Annotated in this window: 10 protein-coding genes; 7 read left to right on the top strand and 3 right to left on the bottom strand. The window is 66.5% G+C overall.

The features are described 5' to 3' along the window. Positions 1 to 40: 40 nt before the first annotated feature. Positions 41 to 1,027: an HIT domain-containing protein gene (locus VFZ97_19165; protein ID HEX6395560.1), complete on the bottom strand. Its 987-nt coding sequence runs from the start codon at positions 1,025 to 1,027 to the stop codon at positions 41 to 43. Positions 1,028 to 1,213: 186 nt separating this feature from the next. Here VFZ97_19165 and VFZ97_19160 point away from each other — a divergent pair, with 186 nt between their 5' ends. The 6 genes from VFZ97_19160 to VFZ97_19135 all read left to right on the top strand — a co-directional run bounded on the left by VFZ97_19160 (position 1,214) and on the right by VFZ97_19135 (position 9,670). Next, positions 1,214 to 2,341: a cysteine desulfurase family protein gene (locus tag VFZ97_19160; protein ID HEX6395559.1), complete on the top strand. Its 1,128-nt coding sequence runs from the start codon at positions 1,214 to 1,216 to the stop codon at positions 2,339 to 2,341. A 4-nt stretch (positions 2,342 to 2,345) separates the two neighbouring features. Further along, positions 2,346 to 3,401 carry a tRNA 2-thiouridine(34) synthase MnmA gene (gene mnmA, locus VFZ97_19155; protein HEX6395558.1) on the top strand — a complete coding sequence of 352 codons (1,056 nt, stop codon included), beginning with the start codon at positions 2,346 to 2,348 and terminating at the stop codon, positions 3,399 to 3,401. A 36-nt stretch (positions 3,402 to 3,437) separates the two neighbouring features. After that, entirely contained in the window at positions 3,438 to 5,477 is a 2,040-nt protein-coding gene (ligA, locus tag VFZ97_19150; GenBank protein HEX6395557.1) for an NAD-dependent DNA ligase LigA, read from the top strand. A 148-nt stretch (positions 5,478 to 5,625) separates the two neighbouring features. Then, the gene (locus VFZ97_19145) at positions 5,626 to 7,581 is read left to right on the top strand and encodes a PASTA domain-containing protein (protein HEX6395556.1); all 1,956 of its coding nucleotides are present in this window, start codon (positions 5,626 to 5,628) and stop codon (positions 7,579 to 7,581) included. Positions 7,582 to 8,068: 487 nt separating this feature from the next. After that, entirely contained in the window at positions 8,069 to 8,611 is a 543-nt protein-coding gene (locus VFZ97_19140; GenBank protein ID HEX6395555.1) for a hypothetical protein, read from the top strand. 12 nt (positions 8,612 to 8,623) lie between these two features. Continuing rightward, the gene (locus VFZ97_19135) at positions 8,624 to 9,670 is read left to right on the top strand and encodes a hypothetical protein (GenBank protein ID HEX6395554.1); all 1,047 of its coding nucleotides are present in this window, start codon (positions 8,624 to 8,626) and stop codon (positions 9,668 to 9,670) included. A gap of 46 nt (positions 9,671 to 9,716) precedes the next feature. Here the strand turns inward: VFZ97_19135 and VFZ97_19130 are convergent, their stop codons facing one another. Further along, positions 9,717 to 10,298 (bottom strand): LuxR C-terminal-related transcriptional regulator, encoded by a 582-nt coding sequence (locus tag VFZ97_19130; GenBank protein ID HEX6395553.1) that lies wholly within the window; start codon positions 10,296 to 10,298, stop codon positions 9,717 to 9,719. A 529-nt stretch (positions 10,299 to 10,827) separates the two neighbouring features. On the opposite strand from VFZ97_19130, the gene VFZ97_19125 reads away from it, so the two are divergent. Next, the gene (locus tag VFZ97_19125; GenBank protein HEX6395552.1) at positions 10,828 to 11,700 is read left to right on the top strand and encodes a DUF916 domain-containing protein; all 873 of its coding nucleotides are present in this window, start codon (positions 10,828 to 10,830) and stop codon (positions 11,698 to 11,700) included. On the opposite strand, the gene VFZ97_19120 is transcribed toward VFZ97_19125, so the two are convergent. Beyond that, the gene (locus tag VFZ97_19120) at positions 11,690 to 12,109 is read right to left on the bottom strand and encodes an SCP2 sterol-binding domain-containing protein (GenBank protein ID HEX6395551.1); all 420 of its coding nucleotides are present in this window, start codon (positions 12,107 to 12,109) and stop codon (positions 11,690 to 11,692) included. The two genes, VFZ97_19125 and VFZ97_19120, sit on opposite strands and share 11 nt — an antisense overlap. Positions 12,110 to 12,298: the final 189 nt, after the last annotated feature.

Below are 12,298 nucleotides of genomic sequence, written 5' to 3'. Positions count from 1 at the left end.
GCATCAACAGCGGCCACGTGTGGCTGTTGCGCCGGCGTTGTTAGACCGGAGTGGTCACCTCGACGCGCAGATCCTCGGCAGCTCTCTCCGGGGGCACAACGTTGATCAGCACGCCGGATCCCATCTCGAAACCGCCGCGCGTGGAGATCTTCGGCACGACGTGGATGTGCCAGTGGAAATCCCCGGTCAAACGGAACGGAGCCGAGTGGAACATGATGTTGTAGGCGATGTCGCCGAGCCGGCTGCGCAGACCTGAAAGCGCGCGCTGAACCGACCGCCCCGTCGCGGCGAGATCACCCTCGTCCGCCTCGTGGAGGTGACGGCAATGACGGCGGGGGATGATCAGCATCTCGTAAGGCGTGCCGCTCCAGAACGGCGCGATCGTCGCCACCCGGTCGTCGGCCATGACGATCCGGTGCCCCACCTGCTCCTCGGCGTCGATCGTCGCGCACAGCAGGCAGTTGCCTTGGAATCGCGCAAAGCCGGCCAACTCGTTCGCCGCCTCGCCCGGGATGAACGGCATCGACAGAAGCTGGCCGTGCGGGTGCTCGATCGACGCTCCCGCCTCGCGACCCGAATTGACGACCGCCTGGCTGTAACGCAGGCCTGCGGTGTTGGCGTGAGCGGCCATCCGGTCCCGCAGTGCCTGCATCACCAGCGCTGCATGAGCGTCCGAAAGATCGGCCCAGCTCGAATCGTGGCCGGGAGTCAGAACCAGCACCTCGTGCTTGCCGCTGGCCGGCGCTTGGGTGAAAACCGGGCCGAGGTGGTTCACCACCATCGGTTCCGCCCCGCTGAACGCCGGGTAACGGTTTGGCACGACCCGGACCTGCCACGCTCCGTCGGGGCCGTAGCTGGCGATCGGCTGGGTGGTGCTGTCCTCCCGGCCGGGGCAGAACGGGCAGGGGCGAGTCCGATCTTCTTCCACCGCCAGTTGCCGTGGAAGGAAATCGGATGGCCGTTGCGACCGCTCGCCGGCGATCACCACCCAGCGTCCCGTCATCGGGTCGAGCCGCAACTCGCTCATCGTGACGAAGGGTAGTTCGACAGCAACATCACTCGCGACGGTAGCGCTGGTCTAGGTGAATGTTTGCTCACCCAGCCCCTTCTAGGTCGCAAATCCCTCACAAACTCCGCAAAAATTCACCGGACCGAGGGCTCAGGTTCACGGCAGCGCCGGGCGCGAACACAACCGTCGGTACGCTGGTTCGACGTGCCGGTGTATCTAGACCATGCCGCGGGAGGCCCGCTGCGCCCCGATGCCCGTGAAGCCATGATCCCGTGGCTCACGAGTCGGTTCGGCAACCCTTCCGGTTCGCATCAGGTGGCGCGCGCCGCGCGAGAGGCGATCGACTCGGCGCGGGACTCCGTTGCGGAGTTGATCGGTGCTGAACCGGGTTGCGTTGTGTTCACGTCCGGAGGCACTGAGTCGGACAACCTCGCAGTCCTCGGGACGCTAGCCGCCAGGCCGGGGTGCGTGGTCGTGAGCGCGGTGGAGCACCCCGCAGTTATCCAGGCGGCGGCGGCGTCCGGCCGCGAGGTCCGCGTCGCGCCGGTCGGTCCCGACGGGGTCGTCGAGCCGGCCGGTCTGCGCCCGCTGTTGGACGGTGACGTCGCTCTGGTCTCGGTCCAAACCGTCAACCACGAGACCGGTGTCATCCAGCCGGTTGGCGATATCGCCCGGCTGGTGCACCGCCGCGCTCCAAGGGCCCTGTTCCACACCGACGCAGTGCAGGCGGCAGCGTGGCTCGACCTGCCGGACGTGACCGCAGAGGCGGATCTCGTGTCCGTGTCCTCCCACAAGCTGGGTGGCCCACAGGGTGCAGGCGCGCTTGGAGTACGGCGCGGCGCGGTGGTCAGCCCTCTCCTCCACGGTGGCGGACAGGAACGCGAGATGAGGAGCGGTACGCAGAACGTTGCCGCGATCGTCGGTTTCGCCGCGGCGGCTGTTGCTGCATTGAAGACGCGGTCGGAGACCTGCGCGAGGGTGACCGATCTTCGAAACGATCTTTCCACCAACATCCTGCGGGCGATTCCGAGTGCGCGAGAGACCGCTGCCGGCGCGGCGCGCGTGCCAGGCCACGTTCACGTTCGTTTTCCCGGAGTCGAGAGCGAGGCGCTGCTCGTCCTGCTCGACGAGAGGGGCGTGTGTGCGTCGGCGGGGGCCGCGTGCGCGAGCGGGGCGCTTGATCCGAGTCCTGTGCTCCTGGCGATGGGTGTGGACAAAGACGAGGCTCTCTGCAGCCTCCGATTGACTCTCGGGTTCACCACCACCGCAGATGACACCGAAACGGCCGCCGCCGCGGTCATCGATTCGGTACGCCGGCTTAGCGGGAGTTGAGACGGTGAGGATCCTCGCTGCAATGTCGGGAGGCGTCGATTCGTCGGTCGCAGCCGCGATCTTGAAGGCGCAGGGCTACGAGGTTGTCGGGGCGACGATGAAGCTGTGGGGCGGGCATTCCGACACTGGCTGCTGCTCGGTAGCGGATGTCGACGACGCGAGACGTGTCGCGCAGCAGCTGGGGCTGGCGCACCACGTCTTCAATTTTTCAGAGGAGTTCGATCGCCATGTCGTCGAGCCGTACGTGGCCGATCACGCCGCCGGACGAACCCCGAATCCTTGCATCGAGTGCAACCGGCACTTGAAGTTCGATCGTTTTCTCGAGCGGGCCGTCCGACTCGGCTTTGATGCGGTCGCGACGGGTCACCACGCGCGGGTGACTTCGGGGCCCGACGGAACCTGGGAGCTGCGGCGTGGCGTCGACAGTGCGAAGGACCAGTCCTACGTTCTGCACATGCTCGGTCAGGCGGAGCTCTCGAAGACTCTGCTCCCTGTCGGGGAGATGACCAAGGCCGAGGTCCGGGAGATGGCACGGTCGCTCGGGTTGCGGACGGCGGCGAAGCCCGACAGTCAGGACGTCTGCTTCATATCGAGGACCGCCGGTCGTGAGGTGTTCCTAGGTGACCGGATAACACTGCGCCCCGCATCGGTTCGTGACACGGAAGGCAACCTCGTCGGCGAACTTCCCGCGGTGGAACTGGTCACCGTCGGCCAGCGCCGCGGACTGGGCGATCTGGGCACGGTAGGCGGGAACCGGCGTTATGTCGTGGCTGTGGACTCGCGCACTGCGACGGTCACTGTCGGCGACCTGGACGATCTCATGGTCGACTCGCTCGCGGTGTCCGGCATCAGCTGGGTGGCCCACCCGCCGGACGAATCGGAGCCGCTGGCCGTCCAGATGAGCGCGCACGGCCGCCCGGTCGCCGGGGTGTGGCGGCCAGGTCTCCCGGAGCTTGCGGGCACGATCGACCTGGAGCAAACGGTACGCAGGGTGGCCCCGGGACAAAGCATCGTCCTGTATCGAGGCGATGCAGTCGTCGGAGGCGGCATCGCCGCCTGAGCTATTGGTCACAACCGCTCGGTATCGTCGGGGGCAATGACCTCGCACGACGAATCCTTGCCTGACGGGATCGCCGCACAGGCTGAGGAGCTGCGAAAGCAGATCGACTACCACACCCGCAAGTACTTTGTCGACGACGACCCTGAGATCACCGACGCCGAGTTCGACGAGCTGGTCGCCGAGCTGGCGCAGATCGAGACGGACTACCCCGAACTTGCCGTCCCCGACTCTCCGACCGCCAAGGTCGGCGGGATAGCCTCACCGCTGTTCTCGGAGGTCCGGCACCTGACACCGATGATGTCGCTCGACAAGACCACCAGCTACGAAGAGCTGATCGCCTGGGGAAAGCGGATGGACCGCTTCATTTCCGGCCACGTGGACTACACCTGCGAGCTGAAGATCGACGGGCTGGCGATGAGCCTGTTGTACGAGCAGGGCAGGCTTGTAAGAGCAGCCACCCGCGGTGACGGCGAAGTCGGTGAGGACGTGACGGCGAACGTCATGACCATCGACGAAATACCCCGCACCATCGGCACGGGCCACCCGGATGTCGTCGAGGTGCGCGGCGAGATCTATATGCCGATCCCGGCGTTCGACGAGCTGAACGCGCGCCAGACCCAGGCAGGCGCGCGCCCGTTCATCAACCCGCGCAACGCAGCGGCAGGATCCCTTCGGCAGAAGGACCCGTCGATCACCGCGTCACGGGACCTGCGTTTCTGGGCCTATCAGCTGGGGACCGTCGAACGCGGACCTGAGTTCAGCGAGCACGTTCAGACGCTCGAATGGATGCGGTCGGTCGGTTTTCCTGTCAACCCGCACATCGAGCTCGAGCACAGCCTGGAGGGAGTCGATCGCTACTGCAGCGCTTGGCTGGAACGCCGACACACGCTGAGCTACGAGATCGACGGAGCGGTCGTGAAGGTCAACGGGCTGGGCCAACGGCGCGAGCTCGGCTCGACTTCGAAGGCGCCGAGGTGGGCGATCGCCTACAAGTTCCCGCCTGAGGAGAAGACGACGAAGCTGAAGGACATCATGGTCTCCATCGGCCGCACGGGGAAGGCCACTCCCTTCGCGATGCTCGAGCCGGTCGTCGTTGGGGGCGCAAAGGTTTCTCTCGCGACTCTGCACAATGAGGACCAGGTCCGGATCAAAGACGTTCGCCCAGGCGACACGGTCGTCGTGCGCAGGGCCGGCGACGTCATCCCCGAGGTGAGGGGCCCGGTCCTTCCGCTGAGGCCGGCAGGGGCGAAAGCGTGGAGGTTCCCCGCCGACTGTCCGGTGTGTGGTCAGAAGCTGCTGAGGCTCGAGGGGGAGAGCGATACCTTCTGCGTCAACACCGACTGCCCGGGGCAACGGGTTCAGCGGATAGCGCATTTCGCGTCCCGGGGTGCGATGGACATAGAGCACCTCGGGGAGCGGACCGTCGCGCACTTCACTCGCGAGGGCTTGCTGCACGACGTGGCCGACATCTACAGCCTGGACTTCGACAGGATCGGATCGTTCGAAGGATGGGGTGAGACTTCGACGGCCAACCTGCGCGCCGCTATCGAAGCATCCAAGCAACGCCCGCTGGCCAACCTTCTCGTCGGTCTGTCCATCAGGCACCTCGGTTCCACGGGTAGCCAGATCCTCGCGAGGCACTTCCGGAACATGGACCGGATCATCGAGGCGAGCGCCGAGGAGCTGGCGGCTGTGGAGGGGGTCGGCCCCATAATCGGTGCCAGCGTCCAGCGGTTCTTCGCTATGGAGCCGAACCGGGTCGTCGTCGAGCGTCTCCGGGAAGCGGGTCTCAACTTCGAGGGTCCCTCGGCCCCGGCTGTGCCCCAGGTGCTCGCCGGGATGTCGATCGTCGTCACCGGCACCTTGGAAGGTTGGTCGAGGGAGGGGGCCGAGGAAGCGATCAAGTCACGCGGCGGCAAGAGCCCCGGGAGCGTCTCGAAGAAGACGACGGCCGTCGTTGTCGGGTCGGAGCCGGGCGCCGCCAAACTCAGCAAGGCGACCGAACTAGGCGTGCCGGTCATCGACGAGGCGGCCTTCGCCCGCCTGCTGGAAACGGGAGAGCTTCCGCCGGGCTGATCGGACCGTCTTCCGCTGAGGCCGGGGTCATTACGGCCAAGCGTGGGGTTGGGGTCCCCACGCTTCGGAGGAGTCTGGGGCTGGGGCCCCAGACGGGACAGTGTCACGGTCCGCGTGCCGGGTGACTCGCACAAGTACTCTCCTTTCGATGGCGACGCCTCGCATCGCCGATTCGGTGGGGCGCGTCCTTGGCGACCGCTACCGCCTGCTTCGCCCGCTGGGTACGGGCGCGTCCGCGCACGTATATGTGGCCGAGGACGTGAGCCTCCGGAGGAGGGTCGCCATCAAGATCCTCCATCCGGCTCTCGCCGGCGACGAGGCCTTCCTGCGGAGATTCCGCGCCGAGGCGCAGGTCGTCGCCGCGCTTCGCCACCCCAACATCCTCCGCGTGTACGACTGGGGCGAGGACGGCGGAGCCCCGTACCTGGTGATGGAGCTCCTCGAAGGCGGCAACCTCCGCTCGCTGCTCGACCGGGGTCACTTGCTCACTCCCGCCCAGGCGGCGGCCGTCGGCGCCGATGCCGCGCGGGCTCTCGATTACGCGCACCGCCGGGGACTGGTTCACCGCGACATAAAGCCCGCCAACCTCATATTCGATGACGAGGGCAGGCTCACCGTCGCGGACTTCGGTCTCGCTCGAGCGCTTGCAGAAGCCACTTGGACGGAGCCCGCGGGCGCCGTGGTCGGTACCGCCCGTTACGCAGCGCCGGAACAGGCTAGAGGAGAGAAGCTCGACAGCCGCGCGGACGTCTATTCGCTGGCGCTCGTGTTGATCGAAGCGACCACCGGGCAGGTTCCCTTCGTAACGGACACCACGATCGGAACGCTGATGGCCCGACTGGGAAGGGACGTTCCAGTTGTCGAAGAGCTCGGGCCGCTCGGCCCAGCCCTCGCGGCAGCTGGCACCGCAGACCCCGAGAGGCGCCTCAACGCTCCTGGCCTGGCTCACCAACTCGACTCGGCGGCGGCTCACCTTCCCCCGCCCTCGGCACTGCCGCTCGCGGCCCCGCTCGTGACTGGCGCCACCGAAACCGACGACGACCCCACTGAGTACCCGGGCCGGGCGAAGCTCTTCGACGTTGCTGCCCTGGAGGGCGAACCCGAACCCCGGGGAGGCGCGCAGGGCGCTCGGCTTGCCTCCAACACATTCGAGCCGCCGAAGCCGTTCGACGCGGAGGAGTCGACCGTTGGGGGCCGCCGGCGCGGCACTGGGCGCCGCCTTCGAATCGCTGCGCTACTCCTGCTCCTGTTGCTCGTGATGGGCGGAGCCGCAGCCGGGGCCGTGGTGGCAACAGGAACGCTGGCGACTCCAACCCACCTGGTCCCAAACGTCGTCAACCACACAGAGCAGGACGCGAGGGCCACCCTGACGCGGTTGCATTTCAAGATCGCCGTGTCGGCGCGGTCATACTCCGGCTCGCCAGCGGGGACCGTGCTGGCGCAGCGTCCCGACCGCGGCCGGCTGAAGGAAGGATCCACAGTCTCGGTTCAGTTGTCTCTGGGACCCCAGCCGGTGGCAGTACCGACCAACTTGAGCGGCCTCCCACTTGCCGACGCGACGGCGGTCCTGCAGACGCTCGGGTTGAAGGTCGGGACCGTTACCCACGCGACCCACATGAACATCCCTGCTGGTGCCGTGATTTCGAGCAACCCCAACAGCGGAACCCTGCTTCCGGGCCAGTCGGTCGACCTGGTCGTCTCCAGCGGGAAACCCACCGTCGCGGTTCCCGCCCTTTCCGGACCGTCGGCCGCGTCGTTTGCTGCGGCCCAGTCGGCGCTCCAAGCGGTAGGCCTCGCCGCGGTGGAAAGCGACCAGTTCAGCGACACCGTCCCCAAGGGCCAGGTCATCGCAAGCCAGCCTCCCGGCGGGACAACCGTGCCCGTCGGCAGCCAGGTGACCGTGCTCGTCTCGAAGGGCCCCGATCTCGTGGCGGTTCCGATCGTGCAGGGGGACACGGTTCCGCAGGCGACGCAAGCGCTCTACGCGGCCGGTTTCGCCGTCACGGTTAACAACGCCGGTTCGAATGCGACGGTCAAGGGCACCAACCCGCAGGGCGGGTCGCTCGCACCACGCGGTTCGAACGTCACGATCATCACCGGTTGAGACGCGTCGCCAGTCAAGCCAGTAGAGATGGCCCACACGCCGCTAAATCCTGAGGCGTATGTCGGATTAGGCCGATTTCGGCGCAGGCGGTGCGACGTTGCGATCCGAAATTCCTTGTGAGAATCGGCCTGCTTACGGTTGCACTCGGGCAGCGTTCCCTTACACTGTGAGTTGAGGTTCGAGGAGGGCGGCGTGCTGAGGCAGCGATCCCCAGCCGTTGCCGGTGCCGCCGCCCCCCTCGAACCTTTTTTCGCGCTTGGACGGGTTTTGGCGCGCCCTTGACGCACACCGCAGTTGAGCGACCGCTCACCGCGTATCCGCAGGTCGCAGCCCATTTCGGCCTCATGACTAGTCCGACCGGTCGGAGTGAACCGCCCCTTCGGGCCATTCAGAAGATCTCCGGGTCGCCCCGATAATCCTGCCGGAATCGGGCAGATCGCTCTCGACGGGGGAAACGCCCAGTCGTTACCAAGGGGGTAAGGGCAGCATGGGACCGAAACGAGGCACACGGCTCATCCGGGTCATCCCGGCACTCGCTATCGGCGCCGGCGCACTGGTTGCATTGGCGCCGGGAGCTTCGGCAACTGGGACCACCACGACGTTCGTCCTGGGCGGGGGTTCGCTGAGCATCTCTCAGCCGGCCACAGCAAGCATGGGCACGGTCGCGCCGGGAACGCTCACTCTTGCTCATCAACTCGGCACCGTTACCGTGAGCGACAGCCGCGGCAACCTCACCGACGTATGGACCGCCTCGGTCATCTCCACCAACTTCACGACCGGCGGTGCGTCCACCTACGAGACCGTCACCAACGCGAGCATCGCCTACAGCTCCGGAACGGCTACTTCGACTAGCGGCATCGGTACCTTCACGCCCGGGGTGCTCGCGACCATGGCCGCGTCGGGCACGGCCGGCGCATGGGCTGGTACGAGCAGCAACACCGTGTCGTGGGATCCGACGGTCACATTCACTCTTTCACCATCTCAGTCGGCAGGCACATATACCGGCACCATCACCCACTCGGTCGCGTAGCCTTCCCGAATCTTGCGAAGACTCGCTGCGTACGTTCTGGCAGTGGCCGGTGCTATTGCGCCGGCCACTGGCGCGTTCGCGCAGACGAATGGGAGTACGCAACCAAACATCGGCGTCCGCCTGACCCAAGCTCCCGTCGCTCTTGCCAACGACCCGCGGGCTCGGATCTACATCATCGACCACGTTGGGCCGGGGGCGACGATCTCTCGCCGAATGGCGGTGTCCAACACTGCTGACGCCCCGGTGCGCGTCGAGCTTTACGGTGGCCCTGCTGTCATCAACGGCGGTGACTTCATCGCCGAGCCACAGGGACAGAACAATGACCTGAGCACTTGGATCAACGTCAGTCCCAACACGCTCGTCGTGCCTGCCCACGGAGAGGCGACGGCAACCGTGACGATTCGAGTGCCGACCGATGCCTCCGCAGGCGAGAGATATGCCGTTGTGTGGGCGCAACCACCCGCGGCGACGACGAATGCCGGAATCTCGGAAGTAAACCGGGTCGGGATCCGTGTGTACCTATCAGTCGGGGAAGGTTCCGCGCCGGCGATCGACTTCACCATCAACTCTCTGACCGCGTCCAGAGACACTTCGGGGACCCCTTACGTCAAGGCCTTCGTGCGCAACATCGGCGGTCGTGCGCTGGACCTTTCCGGGTCTCTCAACCTGACCAACGGGCCGGGAGGCGTGCGCGCGGGACCCTTCCCCGCCAAGCTCGGGACCACCCTCGGGATAGGCCAAACCGAACCCGTGACGATCCCACTCGACCGGAACATTCCGAGCGGTCCATGGACCGCCACGGTCACGCTGACCTCGGACCAGGTCACCCGGGAAGCGGTGGCGACGATCAGCTTCCCGACCGCTGCTGACGCCTCGTCGGCTCCGGTCGCAGCCGTTCCCGTTCGTCACCACCGAGGGCCGAGCTTCATCATCCTCACGGTGATCTCAGCGATAATCCTCGTCGCAGTCTTGTTGCTGCTGTTCCTGCTTTGGCGCCGGCGTAAGGATGACGAGGATGACGAGCAGAGTGGCAGGCGGCTAACGGTGGCAGCCCGCTAAGGGTGGCAGCCCGCTAAGGGTGGCAGCCCGCTACTGGCCAAGCCCGTCAGCCGGCAACCGCGGCGAGATGAGCCCGGACTCGGGCGATTGCTTGCTCCTCGAGACCGTGAAGGTCAGCGGCAATCGCCCGGAGTTGTTCGGACTCCCAGAGAAGCCGATCGCCCGACCTGCGGCTGTGCTGCGCTGCTGCGGCAACGGCCACGGATCTGGCGTTCAGGCGCTCGGCCAGCTCGCCCACTGACGAGATGGCCTCCCGCACCGAAAGGTGTACACGTCGATCCTTATCACTGACCGCCGGCCGGGCCGCGCTCATGAGGGCAGCGGCTGGATTGTCGTCCTTGGGAATGGTCCCGAACATGCCGCTCAGCGCATCGTTCAAAGGAGTACTCGCCGGTACGTCGAGCTTTCGCCGCAACGCCTGCCGAATGTTCCGCACGGTCCCAACCCGGATGCCCAGGCTCGACGCCAGATCGTCCGCCGAATGGCCCTCCGCGGTGAGGATTGCGACCTGGGTCTCGCGCGGCGACAGGCGGTACAGCCCGAATGGGGCCTCGAGGCTCCCTTCTGCGTCCGGCAGACCTCCGCTCGTCTCCGGGTCATTGTTCGTTGTCTGGACTGGTCGGGTCACCCCCCAGCTCCCTTCCTGCCGGATCCGCCGGCAACGTTCCGCTAATCGGATATTTCGGCTTGACGTCATTGGGGCATGAGGGACTATTTCGAGAAATGACCCCTTCGGGTGGTATTGGCACTGATCCCCCTGTATACGGAGATGTTCCCGAGTCGTGCCAGCGGGGCGGACTCTGCCTCGATGAGCAAATAGTCTCCGATCCCTGATCGGATCCCGGGCAATTTCTCGATCGAGCCTGCGGCGTAATCCACGGCCGGCGTGCCTGACGCGCCCCCGTTCTCGGATGGCTGCGTGCCGCGCCACGCCACTGTTCGCCCGGATCCTCCGGTTTTGTGCGGTGATGTTCGCCCTGGCGCCTGCGACTCTGTGGTCGGGCCCCCTGTGGTCGGGCCCCCTGTGGCAGGGCCCTCTGTGGTCGGGCCCCCTGTGGCAGGGCCCTCTGTGGTCGGACCCTCTGTGGTCGGGCCCTCTGTGGTCGGGCAGAGCGCTGGCCGCCGATTCACAGCCGGAACAGACGCCCACACCCGAGATGTCGCCGCAGGACCCCGGTCCGCATGGCTACTTCGAGTGGACCACCTCGGCGGGCCAGGCGGTCCGAGGCACCGTGACCATCACGAACCCGTCGTCCACCCCCGCCACGTTCGATATCTATCCCGCCGACGCTGCGACGGCGAGCGGCGGCGGGGTGATCTACAGCGCGCTCGGCGGCTCCCTGCACGACACCGGCAGATGGGTTCAGCTTGACGCAGGAACGGTCACCCTCGACGCGCGACAGTCCCACCCGATCGGATTCACGGTCATGATCCCGACTGGAACAGCGCCTGGCGACTACCTCGCAGGGGTGGCCGCGCAGAGCCCCTCGACGCCCGCCGCGACCCGAGTCGTCTTGGCGGTGCTGGCACACGTTCCGGGGCCCGGATCCGTCTCGTTCGATCTGGGCACGCCCACAATCGTCACCCTTGGCAAAGCCGGCCAAGTCGTTCGCATCCCGATCAACGACGCCGGGTCACTGCTCAGCAAGCCCTACGTAACCGCCACGTTGCATCGCTGCGGTTCCGCAGCCCCCGTATCGGAGCTCCGCCGCCAGCTCGACACGTTCGTCCCGCACACTTCGATCGCCTACCAGTGGGCGATCGGACACCGGATTGCCAGCGGCTGCTACCAGCTCGCAGCAACGATCTCCGTCGGGACGTCCGTTGTCTCGCGGGTGATCGCGACCTCGACCGTCACTCCGGCCGCCCGCGCACATGGGTCGGTGCTGTCTGGCGGCCATGTCGGAAAGGGCGGTCCACCCGCCTGGATCGTCGCTCTCGACTCTTTGCTGCTACTCGCTGTCGGATCCGCTGGCATAGCGCTTTCCCTGGCTCGGCTGGGTTGGCGCCGGCGAACGGTCAAGCGGTGATGTCCTGCAGCCTCTTGGCAAGTTCGAGAGCGGCGGGATCGGTGTTGCTCGCCATACCCGCGGTCTGAAGCGCCAGCATCTTGGTTATGTCACCGTCGACCTTGATCCGGCCGGACATGAACGCCTGCATAGCCGCCTGGGCGTCCCCGTCGACGAGAATCGCCCGGGCGGTCGCGTAGGGAAGGGTGATGGTCAGGTCCGGAGACTCGACGTGCCCGGTCTCCATTTGAAGTTCGCCGCTGGAGGTGTCGACGTGAGCGTGAATGACGCCCTCACCGAATGGGACGTCCTGGATTATCTGGTTCATGCGGACCGCGACCGGGATCTGAGGGGTTCGCCCGTGGTACTCCTCCCGAATCTTGCGCGCCTCGGCCAACCACTCGTCGCTCAGGAACTCGTACTGCGCCAATTGCTCTCCCCGTGTACGCGCCCGGCGCCAACCGTCGCGCCCGATTTGTTCTCGGGAAAGCTAGCGCGGACAGCCGGGCGCGGGGTGGGGTCCCCGCGCTCCGGCGGAGCGGAGTTGGGGCCTCGCCGGACGGATGTGACGACAACCGGGTGCGCCGTGGTGACAGCGCCGCGAGCGGATAGGTGAACA

It is taken from the genome of Acidimicrobiales bacterium (assembly GCA_036378675.1).
Taxonomy (GTDB): Bacteria; Actinomycetota; Acidimicrobiia; order Acidimicrobiales; family Palsa-688; genus DASUWA01.
The sequence above is the reverse complement of the archived record's forward strand: the minus strand, read 5'-3'. Positions and strand labels throughout refer to the sequence as shown.

Excerpts from the sequence above, each read along its gene's own strand:
- VFZ97_19165 (HEX6395560.1), bottom strand. The coding sequence starts at position 1,027 with ATGAGCGAGTTGCGGCTCGACCCGATGACGGGACGCTGGGTGGTGATC.
- ligA (HEX6395557.1), top strand. The coding sequence starts at position 3,438 with ATGACCTCGCACGACGAATCCTTGCCTGACGGGATCGCCGCACAGGCT.
- VFZ97_19145 (HEX6395556.1), top strand. The coding sequence starts at position 5,626 with ATGGCGACGCCTCGCATCGCCGATTCGGTGGGGCGCGTCCTTGGCGAC.
- VFZ97_19140 (HEX6395555.1), top strand. The coding sequence starts at position 8,069 with ATGGGACCGAAACGAGGCACACGGCTCATCCGGGTCATCCCGGCACTC.
- VFZ97_19125 (HEX6395552.1), top strand. The coding sequence starts at position 10,828 with ATGTCGCCGCAGGACCCCGGTCCGCATGGCTACTTCGAGTGGACCACC.